The sequence below is a fragment of the Aliamphritea ceti genome (assembly GCF_024347215.1).
Lineage (GTDB): Bacteria > Pseudomonadota > Gammaproteobacteria > Pseudomonadales > Balneatricaceae > Amphritea > Amphritea ceti.
Map to the genome: position 1 here is coordinate 5,081,720 of NZ_AP025282.1, position 21,793 is coordinate 5,103,512.

Here is a 21,793-nt window from a genome sequence, read left to right on the forward strand (position 1 = left end):
TTTGAAGAAAAATGAACATCTCCTTTCGTGAATGGACAAAATCCGGCTCACCATGGGTATGGTTAAATGCCGGTGCTGTTGCCATCTGTATCATCATGGTTGTCGGCCTTCTGGCACTGATCGCTGTGCGTGGTCTGAGCCACTTCTGGCCAGCAGACATTATGCAGGCTAACAGCACAGTTAACGGCTCACAGACCCAGCTAATAGGTGAAGTCGTTCAGTCTGAAGACGTACCGACTATCCAGCTACGTGAAGCCGGTAATGACCTGCCAGGCGACCAGGAATTTATGCTTCGCAGCCTGATTAAGATTGGTAACCGTGACGTTAACCGCGCCGACTTTACCTGGGCTATCGACTATTACCTGTCTGACCGTGAATATCCGGAAATGCTGTTCGCTGCTGAACGTCGCGAATGGGGTAACTTCTATGGTTACCTGCGCGCACTGAAAGAAAACGGCGAAGTTGTTGGCAGTTATGACGGCTACGATAAGACAGCTGAGTACGAAGCACTGTGGACTGACTTTGAAAACCGGGTAGACCGCGCGCTGGATATTCAGGAAGACATTTACCAGATCGAAAAGCACCGTATCGGCGCAATTAACTACGAACTGGAACGCCTGCGTCTGAAAGGCCGCTCGCTGGAACTGGACGGTGTTACCGATCAGTCCCAATATGATCAGCTTGAAACTCGCCGTAACGAATTGAACGCAGAATACGAAGGCTTACAGCAGGAACTGCTGGACCTGTATACCCTGTTTAACCGTGACAGCTATGTTGCTGAAGTGGCTAATGGCCAGCAGGTTGAGATTGCACTGTCTAAAGTTGTACGCATCTTCCGTCCAAATAACATGGGCATAATTGAGAAAATCGGTCACTATTTCGCAAAACTGTGGGAATTCGTCAGCGAAGATCCACGGGAAGCAAACACCGAAGGCGGGATTTTCCCGGCAATCTTCGGTACCGTGATGATGGTTATCCTGATGTCTATTCTGGTAACCCCGTTCGGTGTTGTCGCTGCTGTCTACCTGCGTGAATACGCCAAGCAGGGTTTCGTTACCCGCCTGATCCGTATCGCAGTAAACAACCTGGCCGGTGTACCTTCTATCGTATACGGTGTATTTGGTCTGGGCTTCTTCGTTTACTTCCTGGGCGGCAATATTGATGACCTGTTCTTCGCGGAAGCTAAGCCATCTCCGACCTTTGGTACACCAGGTCTGATGTGGGCATCACTGACTCTGGCTCTGCTAACGGTACCTGTTGTTATCGTTGCTACTGAAGAAGGCCTGAGCCGGATTCCACGGGCCGTTCGTGAAGGTAGCCTGGCACTGGGCGCGACAAAATTTGAAACACTGTGGCGTGTTGTACTGCCAATGGCCAGCCCGGCAATGATGACCGGTGTTATCCTGGCAATTGCCCGTGCTGCCGGTGAAGTAGCGCCGCTGATGCTAGTTGGTGTCGTTAAGCTTGCACCAAGTCTGCCTCTTGACGGCAACTACCCATATATCCACCTGGATCAGAAGTTTATGCACCTGGGCTTCCACATCTATGATGTCGGTTTCCAAAGCCCGAACGTTGAAGCGGCACGTCCGCTGGTATACGCAACTGCTCTGCTGCTGGTTGTTGTAATTGCCTTGCTGAACCTTTCAGCCATTGCGATTCGCAATCACTTACGCGAAAAATATAAAGCACTGGAAATGTAAGCCGAACAGAGAATATTGACTATGACTACTGAAGTAAAAACCCACGCGATCGATATTTCGGCTATGCAGCGTCAAAACCAGACGCTGCGTCTGGAAGACGAAACAGTTGCCCTGACAGTTAACGATCTGGAGCTGTACTACGGCGACAAACGCGCGCTCCACGGCGTTAACATGACTATTCCTAAAAACCGGGTTACGGCTTTCATCGGCCCTTCCGGGTGCGGTAAGTCAACGCTGCTGCGTTGCTTCAACCGTATGAATGACCTGGTAGACACCTGCCAGATCAACGGCGAAATCATTCTGGATAACCAGAATATCTATGAACGTGCAGTTGACGTTGCTGAACTGCGTCGCCGCGTTGGCATGGTGTTCCAGAAGCCGAACCCGTTTCCAAAAAGCATTTATGAAAACGTTGCATACGGCTTACGTATTCAGGGCGTTACCAAGAAACGTGTTATCGACGAAACCGTTGAATGGGCACTGAAAGCATCAGCTCTTTGGGACGAAGTAAAAGACCGTTTGCACGAAAGTGCACTGGGTATGTCTGGTGGTCAGCAACAGCGTTTGGTTATTGCCCGTACAATCGCGGTAAAACCAGAAGTGCTACTGCTGGATGAGCCTGCTTCAGCACTGGATCCGATCTCCACTCTGAAGATCGAAGAACTGATTCATGAACTGAAGAAGGACTTCACCATTGTAATCGTTACGCACAACATGCAGCAGGCAGCACGTGTATCTGATTACACCGCCTTCATGTATATGGGCGATTTGATTGAGTTTGGTGTCACAGATACTCTGTTCACCAATCCGGAGAAGAAACAGACTGAAGATTACATCACCGGTCGTTACGGATAACAGAGGAATTCACCATGACATACGAACAGGATCACCACAGCACGCATATTTCCCAGCAGTTCAACGATGAACTGGAGCAGGTCCGTACCGAACTGCTGACAATGGGTGGCATTGTTGAGCGTCAGGTTACTGACGCGATTGAAGCACTGATCGAGGGCGATGCCGAACTGGCTGAGCAAGCCCGTAAGAATGATCAGATCATCAATGATATGGAACTGATGATCGATGAACAGTGCACCCGGATCATCGCCCGTCGCCAGCCAGCCGCTGCCGATCTGCGACTTATCATTGCTATCAGCAAAACCATCAGCGATCTGGAACGCATGGGTGACGAAGCTAGCCGTATTTGCCGCCATGCAATCGAACTGGCTGATGAAAACGGTAAAGGCCGTGGTTATCAGGAAGTTCGCCACATTGGCAATCTGGTTCGCCAGATGCTTCAGGACTGCCTGACGGCGTTTGCCCGCAGCGACGCGGAAATGGCCTACAAAGTCGCCAAGAAAGATAAGTCCGTGGATCAGGAATACCGCACAGCTATGCGTACTCTGGTAACTTTCATGATGGAAGATCCACGCTCAATCTCAAACGTCATGAACGTGATCTGGGTTCTGCGTAGCCTGGAGCGTATTGGCGATCACACCTGTAACATGGCGGAGCATCTGATTTATCTGGTAAGCGGCACCGACGTACGTCACAGCAGCCTCAGTGATATCAAGAAAACCGTACGTCAGCACGATGCTGACGAGAAAAACAGCTAACGTCAGCCATACTAAAAAAGGCAGCCAAAAGGCTGCCTTTTTTGTATCTGTTGGGGCTTAATCTTTTTCGATATGCAGAAAAATACGCCCGTTATTTTTCGGTTCGGCACGCATAATAAAGCCTTCAGCCTGAAAATGGCCGTAGTTCTTCAGGTCCTGCATCACATTCTCCGGTACCGAGCCGCCACACCAGCCTTGCACCATTTCCTTCATATAGCCAAGAAATAACGCGTCCAGTTCCCAAAGGTCACCCTGCATATCGCAGGTGGCAATGCCTTTCTTATCTGTCGCTCTCCGGTTTTGTTTTCCGGTTGCCTTCCCTCTGCGTTCGATCAGCACAGTATATTTCCTTCCCCTGTTAGTTGTCAGTCAGGTACAACTCAACTCCTGTTCCCCAGTATTCCGATACTGAGAAATTGTGCGAAAATTAATTCTAGCTTAATAATTCTCTATCTTGTAGTACGTTTATATCGAGACACACAAATAAGACGCACAGAAAACATAACGGATCTATTTGAAACATATAGCTTTCTGACAAAATGCTATTAAGTATGTGAAAAAGCTGGATTTTCTACCCAGCAGCCGATATAGATTAGAACTGAATGGCAATTTTGGCATTTAGTAACGGCAACCCTTCAATTTGAACGGCGGAAACATCCATGGCTGACTATATCGTTTACGGCGACTTAAACTGTCCTTTCAGCTATGCACTGCATGAATTACTCAGTAGCCACAATCTGTTGTCTCAGGTTGAATGGCGGCTGGTCGAGCACACCGCCAATATCAGCAGCTATGCCAGTGCCACAGAAAGCATGTCGGAAACGGCCAGCGACATCTTTGACATCCGTAACCGCATCCCGGATATATCCATCACCTTACCCCCTAACCGCAGCGACAGTTATTTTCCAAGCTTGTGCGTGATTGCGATTGAGCAAATGAAACCCAACGGGGTGTCCTGCTTTCGGCAGGCTCTGTACCGCAACCTGTGGATTGAAGGTAAGGACATTGCAGATACGCCAGTGATATTCAATGCGCTGGAAAGCTGTAACCTGACCACCGAGATTGAAGCGAACGAGGCCTGTGAAGCTATCCTGCAGGACTGGCAGGCACAGTGGGAAGCCGGTAACTTCGGACTGCGTACTCCGGCAATTCTCAGCAGCGATGGCCGGCGTATGGTGGGCTTACAAAACTACCAGAATATTATCGAATTCTTTCAGGGTCAGACCGTCGAAAGCCCTGATCACCAGCCGACATCACAACACAAAGAGCGCCAGACTATTGCCGTCTATGGACAGGAAGCCTGTAACAAGCTCTGGAATGTATTGTCGATGCTGCGGGATAACTACAATTTGCTATTGCCGCAGTCATGGCCGGCACTCAAAGAACAGCTGATATCGACCGACCACTGCCCGGATTTAGTCCTGATTCATCAGCCAGTAGAAGATAACAACCTGGCGGAACGCTGCCTCGAGCTGAACCACTACCTGCGGGAAAAACAGATTCCACTAGCCTGTATAGGCCCGGAACTGGACGACACTCTGGAAGCGTCTCTGTATGACGCCGGTACTGCAGACTATCTGCTTGAACATCGTAACCCGGCCATCATTCAGGCGCGTATCGGCATTCTGCTACAGCTGAAACGTTCTCATGATCTGCTCGCCCGCGCGGCCAGCATCGATAATCTGACCCAGGTATATAACCGGCGTGAATTCGAACGTACTCTGGAAATGGAATGGCGACGCAGCCAGCGCTCTAAACAGAGTCTGTCCCTGATCCTGCTGGATATCGATTACTTCAAAGCCTATAACGATCACTACGGGCACCTGAACGGTGACAACTGCCTGCGTCAGGTTGCTAAAGCTATTAAAGATTCAGCCCGGCGGGTACAGGATATTGTCAGCCGTTACGGCGGGGAAGAATTTTGTATTCTGCTACCGGAAACAGACCTGGCTGGCGCCCAAAAACTGGCTGAAAATATTCGCGATAACATTAACCGGTTGGCCATCCCTCACACCGGCGACCTCGCCGATAAAGTAACTGCCAGTTTAGGAATTTCGACGTTATTACCGGCGAATGGCAGCTCCCCCAGAGCCTTAATCGAACAGGCGGACCAGGCGCTATACAAGGCTAAATCTGCAGGTCGTAATCAGGTAATGGTGTTTAACCAGCGTCGTTAAGCCTGGTCACCAGCTCAGAGCGATTGTTCTACCATTGCTTTAATCTTGTGGGCTTTTTCAAAATGATCCAGCTGATGGCGCTGAATCCACCAGGTTGCGGCTTCCATCAGCAACTCAGGATCATCATTTTTATTGGCAAAAAATGCATAAAAAGACAGCCCTACATCTGTACCTTTTGACTGCATTTTTTTATTACATACCGCGATTATCTTCTGTCTTAACTCTGGTCGCATCGTTAAATACTGTCCCTGTTTTTCAATCTATATGCTTTAAGCCTCTCGACCTCAGCAAACTTCAGCAATAATCAGCAAAGGGCGGAAAACGTTTTATAAGCCCGTCCCGGCCAAGCTTTTCCAGCCGCTGGATATTTCGCTCAGGAATATCTTCAGGATTTTTAAAGCTGGTTAACGCCCGGCTCATTTGCGCCTCACGGATAATATGAAAAGTCGGATACGGCGCCCGGTTAGTCCAGTGACTGATATCATCAGCAGGCACCCCACCAAACAGATACCCCGGATGAAAGCTGGCCAGCTGCAATACACCTTCCAGTTCAGCTCTTTCTAACAGAATTTCGAACTCTGTCAGCATATCTAGATAATCGTAGAAATCAGCCAGCATATAAGGCGCGATGAGTAAGGTCGTGGAAATATCTTTTTCATCCGCCTGCATTAAGTTATCCAGCTCCTGCAGATAGTCCACCGTCAGCTGTTTCTCAGTGGTGGCTTCAGAAACAAAGAAACGCAAGCTCTGATCTTTTAGGACAGGAGCCGCAAAAGGGCATAAATTCAGTCCGACAACCATGCTGCGGACCCAGTCTTCGGTCAGCTGACGCACATCGTCAGGACGCTTATCTTGAAAAGTAGTATTCATAACCTACATGGTACCCAAAGCTGCGAACCAGCCCAATCCCCGGCGCATAAATTCCTGCGTCAGCGCAATGAAAAAACTGGCTTTAACAGATCAAGTCTATGATTCCGCGAGGTAAGTGATAACATAGCGGCTGTTTTAAAAGCGCAACTTACGTAACCTTCTTACGCAGCGCCAGTGAGACAAAGCCTTTGAGATTTTGCCGTGCCAATACCTTCAGCCCTGAATGACAACAGCTTCGACGTTCGCTGGTATACCCTGCGCCGTCCAGCCAGTACCGACGCACCTTTGTGCTGGCGCAAATGGTTGCTGGATCCGGGTTCGCTGACTCAGCGGCTGGTCAGTCTCAGCCAGGGCGATTTCCGGGTAGAAGTTATCCGCCAGGGCTGGTATCACCCCACCCGCTCAGAAGCTAAAGCACTTGGTATGCGGCCACGCCAGCTAGCTATTATTCGGGAAGTCCAGTTAATCGGTAATGGTCAGCCATGGGTATTTGCCCGCTCTGTCATACCGGCAACCACTCTTACCGGCAAACAACGGGAACTCAATTTTATTGGTAGCCGTTCACTGGGCACAATTCTGTTCCGGGATCCGACAATGCAACGGGGCCCTTTAAAAGTCAGCCGGCTCAAAATTCAGGATGGCGACTCAACCTGGGCACGCCGCTCCCTGTTTTATCTGAGTAATAAGCCGCTACTGGTATCCGAAGTATTCCTGCCAGCGCTACTTGAAGCACAAAATACAAATCCACAGGCCTAAGCGTTATGAGCAAACAGTTTTTCAGCAAAGACCGCCTCAATGCCTACGGCCAACTTATGCGGGTCGAAAAACCGATTGGCACTTATCTGCTCTTATGGCCGGCACTCTGGGCACTGTGGATTGCCGCTGAAGGTGTACCAAGCCTGCATCTACTGGTAATTTTTTGCCTGGGTACATTCCTGATGCGCTCGGCAGGCTGTGTGATTAATGATTTTGCTGACCGGAAAATTGATGGCCACGTAAAACGTACCGCCCTACGGCCGATTCCTGCTGGCAGAGCCACCGCTAAAGAAGCCTTAGCGCTGTTCTTTGTGCTTATTGGCCTGGCCTTTGTATTAGTCCTGTTTACCAATACTCAAACCATACTGCTATCTTTCGGCGGCGCTTTTCTAGCCGCCCTGTATCCCTTTATGAAACGCTATACTCACCTGCCACAAATTGTGCTGGGTATGGCTTTTGCCTGGGCAGTCCCTATGGCGTTCAGCGCCACCAGCGAGACTGTTCCACCTTATGCCTGGCTGATTTACACCGCTACTGTGCTCTGGACAACCGCCTACGATACTAAATATGCCATGGTAGACCGGGACGATGATTTGAAGATAGGCGTGAAATCCACTGCTATTCTGTTCGGTGATGCCGACAAATTTATTGTCGGCATTCTGCAGGTATTGACCCTGCTAACCTTTATTTTGCTGGGCCAGCAATTAGAGATGGGTAAATACTACTTCCTGAGTTTGCTGGTCATGACAGGTTGTTTTATCTGGCAACAATGGCTCATCAGACACCGCCAGCGGGATAAATGTTTTCAGGCTTTTTTAAACAATCACTATGCCGGCATGGCACTCTTTATCGGCATCGCACTAGACTATTGGCTAACAGTCTAATAATAACAGTGACATAAAGCTGTATTTGTCATATTTCTGTAACAGTTTAATAATCTAATATGCTCGTCTAAAGAAATGTCAAAACGAATAAGGTGATCGAGCATGTCATCCAATAAGCGAATACTGATCGTCGATGATGAAGCCCCTATCCGGGAAATGATAGCGGTTGCATTAGAAATGGCCGGCTACGAATGCATTGAAGCGGAATCCGCTCAGGCTGCCCACAGCATCGTTCTGGATGATAAGCCAGATATGGTTCTGCTGGACTGGATGATGCCAGGCATCAGCGGTGTAGAATTTGCCCGCCGGTTGCGCAAAGATGAAGTAACAGCCGATATTCCTATTATCATGCTAACCGCCAAAGGCGACGAGGATCACAAGATTAAAGGTCTTGAATCCGGTATTGATGATTACATTACTAAGCCTTTCTCACCCCGTGAACTGGTTGCACGTCTGAAAACAGTACTGCGCCGTGCAACGCCAAAAGGCATCGAAGAGCCTATCACTGTCGACAGCCTGACACTCGACCCTGTTTCTCACCGGGTAAGCTCTGAACTGAAACCTCTTGAACTCGGCCCTACCGAATTCCGCCTGTTACAGTTTTTCATGACCCATCAGGACCGCGCTTATTCGCGCAGCCAGCTGTTGGATATGGTCTGGGGTGGCAATGTTTACGTAGAGGAACGTACCGTCGATGTACATATCCGTCGGCTACGTAAAGCTCTGGGCGACCGTCATGAGTACCTGATCCAAACCGTGCGCGGCACCGGTTACAGATTCTCATCGCAAGTTGCTTAAGCCAAAGTATCCACGCTAAGCTGCCCACAGGCACCATTTAGGTTCGGTAGAATGTACAACAGTAACCATTCAATCTCTGGCAGTTTATTTTTAACCACCCTGATCGGCGTAGTGCTCGGTCTGGTGATTGGTTATCCGGGCTGGACAGTCGCGATTCTGTTGTTCGGCTGGGGGCTGGTACAGGTTAAAGAATTCGCCCGCCTGCAAGAATGGCTGACAAAAGGTGACCGTTCTGATGTACCGGAAAGCAACGGCCACTGGGGTGAGCTGTTTGACGAAATGGCCCGGGAGCAGAAACGTAATCAGTCCCGCAATCAGTCACTGCGTAACATCATAACCCGCTTTCAGCAGTCCTCAGCGGCACTGGGAGACGGTATTGTCATCATCGACAGGGATAACAACCTGGAATGGTGGAACCGTTCAGCAGACCGTTTGCTGGGCCTTAAGGTACAAACAGACCGTGGCCGTTCAGTCATGAACTTGCTACGAGACCCCCGTTTTATCCGTTATTACCGCAAAGAAAACTACGAAGAGCCACTGCAGTTATCGTCACCAATCGACGATCAGGTTGCGCTCGAGTACCAACTGACCAAATTCGGATTCGGCGACCGGATCCTGGTCGCCCGGGATATCACCCGTATTAACCAGCTGGAACAAACCCGGCAGGACTTTGTGGCAAACGCATCCCACGAACTGCGGACCCCTTTAACGGTTATCCGCGGTTATCTCGAAACCTATCTCGATCAGGATCTGCCGGCACCTCTGCGACGTGGTCTGAACCAGATGGCCAAGCAGTCTAAACGGATGGAGAATCTGGTATCAGGCCTGTTATTGCTATCCCGCCTGGAAGCCAGCCCACACATCTCTGACGAGCTGCCGTTACCTATACAGTCAATAATTAACAAAATCGCTGACGATGCCCGTAGCCTTGGCAAAGATAAAAATCAGACCATTAAGCTGGAAGTTGATCCTGACCATAATCTGCTGGGGCAGGAATCAGAGATTTACAGTGCTTTCTCGAATCTGGTATTTAACGCCGTTCGTTATACACCGGCAGATGGCAATATTACGATTCGCTGGTGGGTCGATAAAAATGGCGCCCACTTTGCAGTTAAAGATAACGGACCGGGAATCGACAGCATTCATATCGACCGATTGTCCGAGCGCTTCTACCGGGTAGATGAAAGCCGTTCATCAGATAGCGGCGGCACGGGACTTGGTCTGGCAATCGTTAAACACGTACTCAACCGTCACGGTGGCAAGCTGGCAATTAAGAGTACACTGGGTAAAGGCAGTACGTTTAGTTGTCATTTCCCTAAAGAGCTTATCAATCAGGTTAAACATACGGTTGCTGAAGAAATAGACGAGCTGGACGACGACTAAAACCGCTAATCCAGCGCATAAAAAAACCTGTCCGATGACAGGTTTTTTTATGCTCAAAACTGGACAGCTAACGTCTGACTATCGCGGCTTAGGTAACAGCGCAAATAACTCACCGGACTGCTTCATATGCCCCGCCAGTCGTTTTGCCCTTTCACCCCGGCCAAAGAATACATCAGCCCGTACCGGGCCTTTAATCGCTCCGCCGGTGTCCTGTGCCAGCACCAGCCGCTGATAATCAGAGTTATCAAACAGTGTCGTGCTCAACCATAACGGCGTGCCCAACGGTATAATTTTACGGTCAACCGCCACACTGCGTTCATTCGTCAGCGGCACATTCAGAGAACCCCGCGGGCCACTTTCAGTCTTGTCCGACAAATAAAAGAACACATAACTTGGATTTTGATTTTTCAGCCAGTCGGCCCGCTGTGGATTTGTCTCTAACCACTGATTAATCGAATCCAGAGAAATATCTTCCCGGGCGACTTCTCCGTTATCAACCAAAACCCGGCCAATCGGCTTATAGGCATGGCCATTCTGATCTTTATAACCAACACTCACCAGCTCTCCGGTATCCAGCTGAATCACACCTGAGCCCTGAATATGCAGAAAGAATGCCGCATTCGGATCATCAACCCAAAGCAACTCCTGGCCCGCCAAAGGCTGCCCAGGCCCGTCAATTTCCGCACGGCTGTAATAAGGCATAACCTGATCGCCAATTACCCTGCCACGACAACGGGCAGAACGGTCCGCACAACTCTTAACCTGAATACCCAGCATATCCGCAGGCTTCTGATAGAGAGGATATGAATAACGCTCCGATTTTTGCAGGCTGCCATATAATAGCGGCGTGTAATACCCGGTAATCAGACCATCTTTACGGCCTTCGGTACCGTTAATCCGGTACACCTGAAAGTGCTTTTCAAAGAACACCCGTGCCTGCTGATTGTTCGGGTTATCAAGCTGATCCGCCGCCGTACATATACGCTGCCAGTCAGCGGATTTCTTACGCAGTTTATTACATTGCAATAACAGCCCTGGCCAGACCTCGGCCTGCTGATCTTTTTGCCAACCGTCCAGTGACTGCCAGCTGACAGCCTCACCTATACCGGCTTCTTTAGGTGCAAAACTGCACCCAGCCAATGCGGTTAAAGCAACCAAAGCGGTCAGGCGTAATGCCTGCTGAACACGGTGTCTGAATACGATGCTTACTGCCATCGGTAATACCTGCTTATATTTGATTTATGCTTGTTAGGTTAGTCGCGGATCATTACCGGAGGAACGGCCCTGCTGTAACCCCAAAGGCTCATCGGCATACTCTTCAACCCAGTAGATAGTCGCACCAATAACCGCAGCCGGCATAATTAACAGGTTAACCAGCGGAATCATCATTCCCAGTGACACCAGACCACCAAAGCCTAACGACGTAAAACGCTTTTGTTTCAGCGCAACACGCATATCAGTAAAGCTGACCTTATTGTTATCCATCGGGTAATCACAGTACTGAATAGCCATCATCCAGCAACCGAACAGGAACCAGAGTATCGGGGCAACCAAACCCACCACCGGAATCATGGCAATTACGAGCAGTAATAAAAACCGTGGCAGGTAATACATCAGTTTCGAGATTTCCCGGCCAACTGCCTGCGGCACCATAGCAATAATCGCCGCCCAGCCAGTATCGGTGACCACCACACCCCGTAAACGTTGCTCGACTTTTTCTGACAGAATCCCATTAAAAGGTGCCGCGATAATATTCGCCACTACGCTGAAACTGAAATACACAATCACCAGCACTGAACCGGCCACCAGTGGCCAGAGCAAATAACGCAGGAAATCCAGCCATGCCCAGTCGGGCAGCATGGTGGACAGTAAGTAATCAATCCAGACACTCATCTGATCAAATAACAGCCAGATAGCCCCGGCAAACAGAAAAATATTGATCAGTAACGGCACCAGCACAAATTGCCGAATACCTTTTTCCGGTAACATACTGACACCGCGAATAAAGTAACCTGCACCGCGGAAAGGATTGCCCTTCATTCATTTACCTCTGATTAGATCGGTCATGCCATGAAATAGATGTAGAAGCGTATCAAGACCGCCGCTACCATCATAGATAAACCCGCCCGATTTATAATAAATTCACGTTTACTAAACGAAATCGTTGCCTGCCAGAAAACCAGTACCGATTTAAAATCGCCACTGCGCACGACATACATGCCAAGTGACACCAGAAACACAACGATGCCCGCCAGCATCAATATCTGTTCAGCAATTGCCAGGTACATTCAGACCTCCACAGTCCTTAGCCGTTCCTACTTATCAGCTAAATTATAAATTAAAATTTTTGCACATCTGAGTATATCTGACGGACACGCAGGGCTAACTTAACCAAAGGTCTTGGTCCCGACTGTTAAATCCGATGGAATCCCTGTGACAGTCACTGGTCTAAACTATAGGTTTATGGGACGGATTGTGGGAATATCCCGTTAGTTTAATTCAGGCAGCCAAAGGAGCACATCATGCAGGCATTTGTTATTCATCAGTTCGGCGGTCCAGAAGTATTACAGTACCAGCCCTTACCGGTACCTGAACTCAAGCCCGGTGAAGTACTGGTTAAAACAGCAGCAGCCGGCATCAACCCTATTGACTGGAAAACCTGTTCTGGTGGTGGTGCAAGCGCATTTATCGGTAACCTGCCTTTTGTACCTGGCTGGGAGTTTTCCGGCACTATCGTCAATGGGAATGGCACCCAGTGGCAAGCCGCAGACCCTGTATTTGGCATGATTCGCTTCCCTGAGCCTGCAGGTTGCTATGCCGAATACATCGCCGTACCGGCAGATCAGATAGCCCGCGTACCGGATATAGTCGAGCTTGAAGAAGCAGGCGGTCTGGCCACGGCCAGCCTCACTGCATGGCAGGCGTTATTCGATAAAGGTGAACTGAAATCCGGCCAGTGTGTACTGGTTCTGGGTGCCGCCGGTGGCGTTGGCCATCTGGCTGTTCAGCTTGCTAAATGGGCAGGCGCGCACGTTCTGGGCACTGCCTCAATGCACAATCACGAATTTCTTGGCGACTTAGGTGTCGACCGTGTCATTGATTACCAGCACAAACGCCTGCCGGAACACGCGAAAGACGTCGATCTTATAATTGACTGTATCGGCGGCGAAACAGGCATTGAAGCACTCCAGTGTCTGAAGCCAGATGGCAGACTGGTAACTCTGCCATCAGTGACAAAAGACATCGTCGCTGAAGCAGGCAAAGCACAGAACCGGTACGTTGAAGCTATTCGGGTTGCCCCGAGCGCCGCACAGCTGGAACAGATTATCGGTCTTTATGCGGATGATATTCTGCACTTGCAGATGAGTGGCAGCTACCGGCCAGATCAGCTGGATGAAGCTTTTGAACTGAGCGCCACCGGACATGTATGTGGCAAACTGGTACTAAGTTTTACATAAACGCAGCAAGTTGAAGCACTAGAACTAAAAACAACAAAGCCGCGTCAGGCTAAACCTGACGCGGCTTTTTTATACTGCAAGCTGTTTCTAAAACTTTAACTGCTACAAAGCTGCTGTTTTTGACGCATTAGCAAGCGACAACCGGCAGCATTCACCCCGGCAGCAAAGCAACTGTCTTTCATCCAGGCTTTGTCATCTTCACTTGGTTTTTCTGCGAATGCAGGTACTGCATCACAGAAGCCTTCACTTGGCAGGCTTTTCTGCCAACAGGCTTTAAGCAAAATGCCGTTATTCACGGTGCACTTGTATTCTGAGTCTTGGCATTGATCAAATGATTGCAACGCAGCTTCAAAACAGCCCTGTTGATCAGTATTTCCGCCAAGACTGGCACCTCGCTGCTGAAATGCCTGCTGCTCTACCTGACTTGCCTGATTCCATTCAGCCAGCCACTGCGGCCCTGCCAGCCAGGCCCAAAGCAGCCCAGCTACAATAGCCAGCAAGATCCCCAGCCAGATTTTTTTAGCCATTAATCATCCTTTATCGTCAGTGCGAAAAATCTTATCGGGCCTTTACGTACAGACCGTATAAACAGCAAGCGAGGCCAAGCACCGACAACAACATCACTGAATTCACCAGCGTTGGATTACGCTGACCAAAAGGCACAAATGATTGCTCAGTTTCGCTACATGTCTGTGCATATGCATCAAATGAAAGCCCCTGTGCCATGCACTCACGCATCAGCGTCAGGTCTTGCCAGAACAAAGTCATTAACACCACACCGGGCAAAATAAGTAATGCCAGTCCCAGCTTAAGCATTAGTCGTCGCTCACGCCGATATTACTGACACCTTCATTAGCGGCCAGTTCACGCAGTTCTGCTATGAATTTAGCATTCGGCTGTTTAACACTTTGCAATCTACGAATGACTTCTTCCTGGAAAGCGTCTTCCTGCAGGATCATGTCGTGATTGCTGATCAGACGCATCACTTCTTCATCAGAAAGCTGAGGCTCGGCCGTCACTTCAACAAAGGTCGCCACACATTCCAGCGACAGGTTACCAATATTTGCCGCTTCAGCACTGCTGTTATCCAGCAGACAGCTAACACATGAAAAGAGCGCAACCATGGCATCCAGCGCCGGAGAGGCACCGTACATATCGAATTCATCCAGATCAGGCATATTCGCTTCGATATTGCCAAGTTGAACTTCAAAATTCATCTTCGCGCCGGTATTACCAAGGTGATTCCAGACACCATCGAGAATTTGCCGTACCTGATCCCGGTCGCCAAACTCCAGTAAGCGGGAAAACAACGCAAAATTCGGATACATACGCTCAGTCAGCGCAACAGAAAAGGCCGTCAGCTGCCAGCTTTCCAGTGCCTTAATCTCTTTTTCCAGCATCCACTGTGACATAGCAGAATTCTCTTTGATTTAAAGTCACCTATTGTACGGGTATTGGTAAATTTTGCAGCTTTTCAACGCTAAAACAGCGACATTTCCATCCTCTAATTGCGAATTTTATCCACCACTGGCAACCACTTCTTTTAATAACCAAGATGCTTAATATTATTCAGTTTTTTCTTGTTATACTGGCCCGTAAATTTCCCAAAAGATGCGCACCCTATGAATAATAACTTCATGGTTAAAGCCATAAACTGTCTCGACGGTCTGAGTGAATGCATCGGCCGTACTATTTCCTGGCTGACACTGGCGATGGTGCTAGTCACCTTTGTTGTCGTTGTTATGCGTTATGTGTTCGAAACCGGCAACATCCAGTTACAGGAATCTGTGATCTACATGCACAGTTTTGTTTTCCTGCTGGCGGCTGGCTATACCCTGAAGCATGACGGCCATGTCCGGGTGGACATTTTTTACCGACCGCTGGGCGAACGCGGTAAAGCAATTATCAACATCATAGGTACCCTGCTACTGCTATTCCCGGTAGCAGGGTTTATTTTATGGATCTCCTGGGATTACGTAGCCTTCTCCTGGAAAAACCTGGAAGGTTCGCAGGAAGCTGGCGGAATTGAAGCACTGTTTATCCTCAAAACCACGCTTATTATCATGCCGACACTCATGCTTTTACAGGGACTTGCAGAGCTGATGCGCAGCATTTTGGTTCTTACCGGCGACGGCCACCTGCTAGAAACAGATGATCTGGAGCACCCGTTATGATCGTTGAATTACTGCCTTTACTGTTATTTCTGGGCGCTATTATTGTTCTGCTACTGGGCTATTCGGTTGCTTTCTCTCTAGCGGGTACCGGCTTAATATTTGCGGCTATCGGCATTATGACCGGCACCTTTGAACCACAATTCCTTGAAGCAGTACCCAACCGTATATTCGGCATCATGAACAACACAGTGCTAATTGCTGTACCGCTGTTTGTCTTCATGGGGGTCATGCTTGAACGATCTAAAATCGCCGAAGACCTGCTGGACACTATGGCTGCCCTGTTCGGCCCACTGCGCGGCGGTTTAGGAATCTCCGTTACGGTCGTTGGTATGTTACTGGCCGCCAGCACCGGTATTGTCGGTGCAACGGTAGTTACTATGGGCTTACTGTCCCTGCCAACAATGCTCCGCCGGGGTTACGACCCGGGCGTTGCTACGGGCACAATCTGTGCGTCCGGTACCCTTGGACAAATCATTCCGCCATCCATCGTACTGGTATTACTCGGCGACGTTATTTCATCCGCTTATCAGCAATCTCAGCTGGATCGTGGCATCTTTTCACCGGACACAGTCACCGTTGGCGATTTATTTCTCGGCGCGCTGATTCCGGGTCTGATGCTAGTTGGCGCTTATATTTTGTATCTGGTAGGTAAAGCTATCTTCCAGCCACATACCGTACCGGCTATTCCCAAAGAAGAGCGTGCCGCCATGGACAACATGCTCAAACGGGTATGTTCAGCACTATTGCCACCGATACTGCTGGTAGGCTTGGTATTGGGCTCGATTCTGGCGGGCTGGGCAACACCTACTGAAGCTGCTTCTGTTGGCGCAGTTGGCGCGATGGCTCTGGCACTGATGAGACGTTGCCTGACACTGGGTATTCTGCGTGAAGTCATGCAGACCACTACTCAGGTAAGCTCGATGGTATTCATTATTCTGGTGGGCGCATCGATCTTTTCACTGGTATTCCGTGGTTACGGTGGTGATGATCTGGTACGGGAATTTCTGACCGACTTACCTGGCGGTGTTTTCGGCGCTGTTCTGTTGGTTATGCTGGTTATTTTCCTACTCGGCTTCTTCCTGGACTTTATTGAAATCACCTTTGTTGTTGTACCAATTGTCGCGCCAATTCTGTTATCGATGGGTCTGGACCCTATTTGGCTGGGCATTATGATTGCAATTAACCTGCAAACATCGTTCCTTACCCCGCCATTTGGCTTTGCCTTGTTCTATTTACGTGGCGTGGCACCAGCAAGTATCACGACTATGCAGATTTATCGCGGGGTAATCCCGTTTATAATGATTCAGTTACTGGCACTGATGGCTATTGCACAGTGGCCGGCACTGGCAACCTGGCTACCAACGCTTGTTTACGGATAAAAACGTCTGAGGGAAAAGGACATGACTTCTAAAGCTACCGGCATTTGTATACTTTTCGGCCTGTGTTTCAGTCTGATGAGCCACGCGGCTAACACCGATGCCTGCTTAAGCAGTTTTAAAGCTGGCCAGCTGGATGAAGCACGCTTGCAGTGCGAAACACTGGCCAATCAGGGTTACCCTGAGGCGAATTTCATCATGGCCCGCGTTCTGACAAATACGCCGCCGGTAGATTTCGCTAAAGTTATTTACTGGCTGCAGCGGGCAACTGAACTTGACCATGCAGAAGCCGCTTATAATCTTGGCATTGCATATCAGACAGGTACAGGAATTCCCAAAGACCTGCCTCTGGCAGTCGAAACCTATCAGCGCTCAGCGGCACTGGGCAATGCGAAGGCACAACGTAATCTGGGCCTGATGTATAGCGCCGGTATTGGCATTAAGCAGGATTATCAAAAAGCATTTCAGTTTTTCACCGATTCTGCCAATGCTAATGAAGCAACCAGTCAGTACAACCTTGGCATTATGTACCTTCAGGGTACAGGTACCGAGAGAAACACTAACCAGGCACGCCATTGGCTGACCAAAGCGGCAAATAACGGTGACAGTAATGCCCAAATGACACTCGGCGTGTTGTTGCAGGAAGCCGATATCAACGCCAGCCTGCGCTGGTATAACCAGGCAGCAGAACAGAATAATCCTTACGCACTCTACAACCTGGCAATTCTCTATTGGCAGGGAGAACAACTTCCGCAAGATCTGGAAAGAGCCGGCTACTTTGCCCGACTTGCGAATCAGCAGGGTCATGAAAAAAGCGCTGAACTGCTTAGCCAGATTAATGACCAGACAGCACTCACAGCACAAACACCGACACAAGTATCCACGAATACAGGCTTACGCAATACCGCCTGGATTATGCAGCAACCGAAGCGGGAATACTTTGCGCAGTTAACTCAGCTCAAAACACGGCAGGAAATTCAGCCCTATATTCGCAGCAACAGACTGACTGGGCTGGTGGATTATTTTCCGGCAAAAACTAAACTGGGCGAAGTGTTTATCATTATTTTCCGGGGTGGCTTTGATGGTGTTGAAAGTACCAAAGCGGGCCTGAGCGCTAAAATTCCCGCTAAAATCGGCAAACATGCATGGATACGCACCTTTGAATCCTTACAAAACGGCATAAAACAATAAACACGGATTTCTTACCGGGGTATAATGCCCCGGCTTGATCTGCAGGGACGCGATACAAGGCGTCATGGCACCAGACGTGATTTCCTGCAGTTTATCCTCCTTGCTGCTTCATCTTCTGGCCCTAAACATAGGTTTTCTGGAGTAGCGCAATTATGCGTCTTTTAAGGTCTCTTGTTGCAGTCATTGCCCTGCTTCCGGCACTTTGCACCGCAACAACACCGCCGTCTCAGGAAGCCTGCAGGGAAGCTTTTCAAACCAACGCCATCATTGATGCTCTGGCAATCTGCGAGCCGCTGGCCGAACAGGGCGATGGCGAAGCAGCATTTTTTGCCGCCCGTACTTACAGCCTGCATTTTGATGATTTTCAGAGCCAAACCAAAGCGCTGAAATGGCTGCAAGTCGCCCGTAATGCGGGTTTAGCTGAAGCCGGTTATTATCTTGGCATGGCCTACCAGCACGGTCAGGGCACGTATATTGATCTCGAAAAAGCCATCAGTGCTTATCAGTTTGCAGCCGACAGAAATAACCCCAATGCCCAGCGCAATCTCGGAATGCTCTACAAAGAAGGCAACGGCGTCGCCAAAAATGGTGCAAAAGCATTCGACCTGATCAGCCGCTCTGCAAAAGCAGGCATCATTGACAGCCAGCTAACGGCCGGGGTTATGTTACTCCGCGGTGAAGGTGTCGAAAAAGATGAACGCCTGGGGCATAGCTGGATTAAACAGGCAGCAGTTGCCGGTAATCAGGATGCTCAGTTGGCATTAGGTATTATGTATTCAGATCTGGATATCGCCGCCAGCATCAACTGGTATGAACAGGCCGCCGCACAGGATAATCCGTACGCATTATATCATCTGGCAATCCTCTATCTGAAAGGCATGCGCGTCCCTCAGGATTTGTATAAGGCCCGTGAATATGCCCGTCAATCGGCAGAACTGGGTCATCTTTCCAGCTCAACATTACTTCAGTCTATTGATGAGCGTCTGGCACATACTTCTCCGGAAGAAACCGCAAAAGCAGCGCAGGAAGCCGCCCGGCCGGTATTAACTGAAAAGCTTAAATCTGAACTGATTCCGCACAGCCAGAAAACGCCGAAAGCGAAAGTTATCCAGCAACCAAAAGTTGCTGTCAAAACCATAGCCGCACCAACTCCGGCCAAAGCCCCTAAACCAGCAACAGCCGCGAAGCCTGCCAAGGCTTCAACATCCCCGACACAAACACTGCCTGCAACTGCAAAAATCACAATCAAAAAACAGAACTCTGCCAAAGTAGCTGAAACCCAGGTAGCAGCCGATACATCGCCTAAAGTCTCCACCAGCAATCTTACCTCCGGCAAACGCATTACCAGTATTACCAAGGCACCGGTCACTGCTACACCACGCAGATACGGCTTACAGAGCCTCGACTGGATATTGCTACAGCCCGCCAAGGAATACCTGACGCAGCTGGTACAGTTAGCAACACTCGCTGAAGTTGAAGCCTATATTCGTCAGTACAAACTGTCCGGTAAAGTCATTTACTTCCCTGCCCGCACACAGCTGGGAGATGTTTACATAGTGCTGTTCAGAACCGGCGTTACCCGTATTAAACAGGCACGTATTATTACCCGGGATGTATTACCGGCAAGCATCGTTAAGAATGCCTGGATTCGCCCTTTCGAATCACTGCAAAAGGCCGTCAAACCTACAGAGTAAGCCTTAGGATAAGGATCGCATATGCAATACGGATTGTTACTACTCGCCATTGCCGCAGGCTTCATGCTACCGATTCAAGGAGCACTTAATGCCCGTTTAGGCGGTTTAATGGCGCATCCCATGCAAGCCACTCTGATTTCTTATATCGGTGGCCTCATTGCCTGTTTACTGGTGCTGTTCTTTGTACAGCGCAGTGTTCCGGAAATTCGTAAACTGACAGAGATAAACTGGTACCTCTATTGCGGTGGTTTTCTCGGGGCAGTATTTGTCAGCTCAATGCTCTACCTGATGCCAAAAATTGGCATCGCAAACATGCTCGCGGCAGCAATTGTCGGGCAGCTGATCATGTCGACACTACTGGATCACTTCGGCGTCTTAGGTAATCCGCAAATCCCTGCGAACGTATCACGCATTATTGGCATTCTTCTGCTGTTACTGGGCCTCTACTTCATTCAGCGTTCTAAAGCCGTCATTTAACTTACAGACACAAAAAAGGCCGCGTATGCGGCCTTTTTCTTTAGGGTCATAAATTACAGTGAACGTGCATTCAGATATGCCTGCTCAGAAACGGCATGCCATTTCTTCGCCTGATCACGGAATTTAACGAACGAATCAAAGACTTTCTTCGACATTGGATCTTTCGCTGCTTCTTCAGCAACGACCTGATCAGAAAGGTCTTTCATCTGCTTCAGAACTTCATCCGGGAACTTACGCAATTCAACATTATGCTCATTCACCAGTTGTTCCAGCGCATGGTTGTTCTTCGCAGTGAAGTCAGCCAGCATATCCTGGTTAGCCACTCGAATAGCATTACGTACGATAGACTGCAGATCAGCTGGCAGTTTCTCAAATGCTTCCTGGTTGATGAATGTTTCCAGCGTTGTACCTGGCTCATGCCAGCCTGGGTAGTAGTAGAATTTCGCTGCTTTATGCAGGCCAAACGCCAGATCGTTATACGGACCTACCCACTCAGTCGCATCAATTGCACCAGATTGCAGTGACGGGAAGATTTCTCCGCCTGGCAGCAGTACAGGAGTACCACCGGCACGCTTAAGTACTTCGCCGCCCAGACCCGGAATACGCATCTTCAGGCCTTTCAGGTCTTCTACGCTATTGATCTCACGGTTAAACCAACCGCCCATCTGAACGCCAGTGTTACCTGCAGCGCCCGGAATCAGACCAAACTCAGCATACACTTCTTCCCACAGCTCCATTCCGCCGCCGTGATACAACCAGGAATTCATTTCCTGAGCAGTCAGACCAAAAGGCACTGCAGCAAAGAATTGTGCTGCTGTAGATTTACCCTTCCAGTAGTAAGAAGCGCCGTGACCAAGTTCAGCAGTACCACGGGAGACCGCATCAAAAATTTCCAATGCGCCAACCAACTCTTTCGCACCGTATACTTTTACAGTAATACGGCCGCCGGACATTTCACCGATCAGTTCTGCCAGTTTATTAGCACCGGTACCCAGACCCGGGAAGTTCTTTGGCCAGGTTGTCACCATTTTCCATTCAATTGGAGCAGGCTTTTCAGCCATTGCCGGCGCTGGCGCAGCTTCCGGTTTGCAGTCAGCAACCGGTGCTTTTTCTTCAGTACAGGCTGCTAAACCAACCGCTGCAGCGCCCAGACCAAGGACTTTAACTATCTCACGACGTTTCACATTGTTCTCCCTTTCGATGTCAGTCTGCACAGCTGACCAAACACACCAGTCACACAGC

General features: G+C 49.4%; 24 protein-coding genes. 14 read left to right on the forward strand and 10 right to left on the reverse strand.

Annotated features, from left to right (window positions below; all coding sequences use genetic code 11):
• The first annotated feature begins 11 nt into the window (after window positions 1-11).
• The 3 genes from pstA to phoU are packed head-to-tail and all read left to right on the forward strand — an operon-like array spanning window position 12 to window position 3,313.
• A complete protein-coding gene (gene pstA, locus OCU49_RS23055; protein WP_261842858.1) occupies window positions 12-1,700 on the forward strand; it encodes a phosphate ABC transporter permease PstA in 1,689 nt (562 codons plus the stop codon).
• A gap of 21 nt (window positions 1,701-1,721) precedes the next feature.
• Window positions 1,722-2,555 (forward strand): phosphate ABC transporter ATP-binding protein PstB, encoded by an 834-nt coding sequence (gene pstB, locus OCU49_RS23060; RefSeq protein ID WP_272885303.1) that lies wholly within the window; start codon window positions 1,722-1,724, stop codon window positions 2,553-2,555.
• 14 nt (window positions 2,556-2,569) lie between these two features.
• Window positions 2,570-3,313, forward strand: coding sequence for a phosphate signaling complex protein PhoU (gene phoU / locus OCU49_RS23065; protein WP_261842859.1), 744 nt, complete (start codon window positions 2,570-2,572; stop codon window positions 3,311-3,313).
• Window positions 3,314-3,370: 57 nt separating this feature from the next.
• On the opposite strand, the gene OCU49_RS23070 is transcribed toward phoU, so the two are convergent.
• The gene (locus OCU49_RS23070) at window positions 3,371-3,652 is read right to left on the reverse strand and encodes a hypothetical protein (RefSeq protein WP_261842860.1); all 282 of its coding nucleotides are present in this window, start codon (window positions 3,650-3,652) and stop codon (window positions 3,371-3,373) included.
• A gap of 320 nt (window positions 3,653-3,972) precedes the next feature.
• Here OCU49_RS23070 and OCU49_RS23075 point away from each other — a divergent pair, with 320 nt between their 5' ends.
• On the forward strand, window positions 3,973-5,490 hold the full coding sequence (locus OCU49_RS23075; protein WP_261842861.1) for a GGDEF domain-containing protein: 1,518 nt from the start codon (window positions 3,973-3,975) through the stop codon (window positions 5,488-5,490).
• 14 nt (window positions 5,491-5,504) lie between these two features.
• On the opposite strand, the gene OCU49_RS23080 is transcribed toward OCU49_RS23075, so the two are convergent.
• Both OCU49_RS23080 and OCU49_RS23085 read right to left on the reverse strand, forming a co-directional pair.
• Complete coding sequence (locus OCU49_RS23080) at window positions 5,505-5,675, reverse strand: DUF6500 family protein (RefSeq protein WP_336605357.1); 171 nt, start codon at window positions 5,673-5,675, stop codon at window positions 5,505-5,507.
• A 109-nt stretch (window positions 5,676-5,784) separates the two neighbouring features.
• The gene (locus OCU49_RS23085) at window positions 5,785-6,360 is read right to left on the reverse strand and encodes a DUF1415 domain-containing protein (protein WP_261842863.1); all 576 of its coding nucleotides are present in this window, start codon (window positions 6,358-6,360) and stop codon (window positions 5,785-5,787) included.
• A gap of 201 nt (window positions 6,361-6,561) precedes the next feature.
• Between OCU49_RS23085 and OCU49_RS23090 the strand changes: the two genes are divergently transcribed.
• From OCU49_RS23090 to phoR, 4 genes are all read left to right on the forward strand, one after another.
• Window positions 6,562-7,116 (forward strand): chorismate--pyruvate lyase family protein, encoded by a 555-nt coding sequence (locus OCU49_RS23090; RefSeq protein ID WP_261842864.1) that lies wholly within the window; start codon window positions 6,562-6,564, stop codon window positions 7,114-7,116.
• 5 nt (window positions 7,117-7,121) lie between these two features.
• Window positions 7,122-8,000 carry a 4-hydroxybenzoate octaprenyltransferase gene (ubiA, locus tag OCU49_RS23095; protein WP_261842865.1) on the forward strand — a complete coding sequence of 293 codons (879 nt, stop codon included), beginning with the start codon at window positions 7,122-7,124 and terminating at the stop codon, window positions 7,998-8,000.
• Between the two features lie 102 nt (window positions 8,001-8,102).
• On the forward strand, window positions 8,103-8,798 hold the full coding sequence (gene phoB / locus OCU49_RS23100; protein WP_261842866.1) for a phosphate regulon transcriptional regulator PhoB: 696 nt from the start codon (window positions 8,103-8,105) through the stop codon (window positions 8,796-8,798).
• A 51-nt stretch (window positions 8,799-8,849) separates the two neighbouring features.
• A complete protein-coding gene (gene phoR, locus OCU49_RS23105; RefSeq protein ID WP_261842867.1) occupies window positions 8,850-10,181 on the forward strand; it encodes a phosphate regulon sensor histidine kinase PhoR in 1,332 nt (443 codons plus the stop codon).
• 78 nt (window positions 10,182-10,259) lie between these two features.
• Here the strand turns inward: phoR and mltA are convergent, their stop codons facing one another.
• From mltA to OCU49_RS23120, 3 genes are read right to left on the reverse strand one after another with little or no spacing between them, the layout of a single operon-like run.
• Window positions 10,260-11,396: a murein transglycosylase A gene (mltA, locus tag OCU49_RS23110; RefSeq protein WP_261842868.1), complete on the reverse strand. Its 1,137-nt coding sequence runs from the start codon at window positions 11,394-11,396 to the stop codon at window positions 10,260-10,262.
• 33 nt (window positions 11,397-11,429) lie between these two features.
• Window positions 11,430-12,221 (reverse strand): sulfate transporter CysZ, encoded by a 792-nt coding sequence (gene cysZ, locus OCU49_RS23115; RefSeq protein WP_261842869.1) that lies wholly within the window; start codon window positions 12,219-12,221, stop codon window positions 11,430-11,432.
• A 23-nt stretch (window positions 12,222-12,244) separates the two neighbouring features.
• Entirely contained in the window at window positions 12,245-12,469 is a 225-nt protein-coding gene (locus OCU49_RS23120; RefSeq protein WP_261842870.1) for a hypothetical protein, read from the reverse strand.
• Window positions 12,470-12,703: 234 nt separating this feature from the next.
• Here OCU49_RS23120 and OCU49_RS23125 point away from each other — a divergent pair, with 234 nt between their 5' ends.
• Window positions 12,704-13,639: an NADP-dependent oxidoreductase gene (locus OCU49_RS23125; RefSeq protein WP_261842871.1), complete on the forward strand. Its 936-nt coding sequence runs from the start codon at window positions 12,704-12,706 to the stop codon at window positions 13,637-13,639.
• Between the two features lie 95 nt (window positions 13,640-13,734).
• Here the strand turns inward: OCU49_RS23125 and OCU49_RS23130 are convergent, their stop codons facing one another.
• Genes OCU49_RS23130 through OCU49_RS23140 form a run of 3 tightly spaced genes read right to left on the reverse strand, consistent with a single transcriptional unit; the run spans window position 13,735 to window position 15,051 of the window.
• Window positions 13,735-14,166, reverse strand: a complete 432-nt coding sequence (locus tag OCU49_RS23130; protein ID WP_261842872.1) for a hypothetical protein — start codon at window positions 14,164-14,166, stop codon at window positions 13,735-13,737.
• Window positions 14,167-14,197: 31 nt separating this feature from the next.
• On the reverse strand, window positions 14,198-14,455 hold the full coding sequence (locus tag OCU49_RS23135) for a hypothetical protein (protein ID WP_261842873.1): 258 nt from the start codon (window positions 14,453-14,455) through the stop codon (window positions 14,198-14,200).
• The gene (locus OCU49_RS23140; protein ID WP_261842874.1) at window positions 14,455-15,051 is read right to left on the reverse strand and encodes a YjaG family protein; all 597 of its coding nucleotides are present in this window, start codon (window positions 15,049-15,051) and stop codon (window positions 14,455-14,457) included. The genes OCU49_RS23135 and OCU49_RS23140 overlap by 1 nt, the downstream gene beginning before the upstream one ends.
• Before the next feature lie 210 nt (window positions 15,052-15,261).
• Here OCU49_RS23140 and OCU49_RS23145 point away from each other — a divergent pair, with 210 nt between their 5' ends.
• The 5 genes from OCU49_RS23145 to OCU49_RS23165 all read left to right on the forward strand — a co-directional run bounded on the left by OCU49_RS23145 (window position 15,262) and on the right by OCU49_RS23165 (window position 20,551).
• Window positions 15,262-15,813: a TRAP transporter small permease subunit gene (locus OCU49_RS23145; protein WP_261842875.1), complete on the forward strand. Its 552-nt coding sequence runs from the start codon at window positions 15,262-15,264 to the stop codon at window positions 15,811-15,813.
• Window positions 15,813-17,192, forward strand: a complete 1,380-nt coding sequence (locus OCU49_RS23150) for a TRAP transporter large permease (RefSeq protein ID WP_261845282.1) — start codon at window positions 15,813-15,815, stop codon at window positions 17,190-17,192. The genes OCU49_RS23145 and OCU49_RS23150 overlap by 1 nt, the downstream gene beginning before the upstream one ends.
• 21 nt (window positions 17,193-17,213) lie before the next feature.
• Complete coding sequence (locus OCU49_RS23155) at window positions 17,214-18,380, forward strand: hypothetical protein (protein ID WP_261842876.1); 1,167 nt, start codon at window positions 17,214-17,216, stop codon at window positions 18,378-18,380.
• Window positions 18,381-18,532: 152 nt separating this feature from the next.
• Entirely contained in the window at window positions 18,533-20,074 is a 1,542-nt protein-coding gene (locus tag OCU49_RS23160; protein WP_261842877.1) for a hypothetical protein, read from the forward strand.
• 21 nt (window positions 20,075-20,095) lie between these two features.
• Window positions 20,096-20,551: a DMT family transporter gene (locus tag OCU49_RS23165; protein WP_261842878.1), complete on the forward strand. Its 456-nt coding sequence runs from the start codon at window positions 20,096-20,098 to the stop codon at window positions 20,549-20,551.
• Between the two features lie 53 nt (window positions 20,552-20,604).
• Here the strand turns inward: OCU49_RS23165 and OCU49_RS23170 are convergent, their stop codons facing one another.
• Window positions 20,605-21,735, reverse strand: coding sequence for a TRAP transporter substrate-binding protein (locus OCU49_RS23170; RefSeq protein ID WP_261842879.1), 1,131 nt, complete (start codon window positions 21,733-21,735; stop codon window positions 20,605-20,607).
• Window positions 21,736-21,793: the final 58 nt, after the last annotated feature.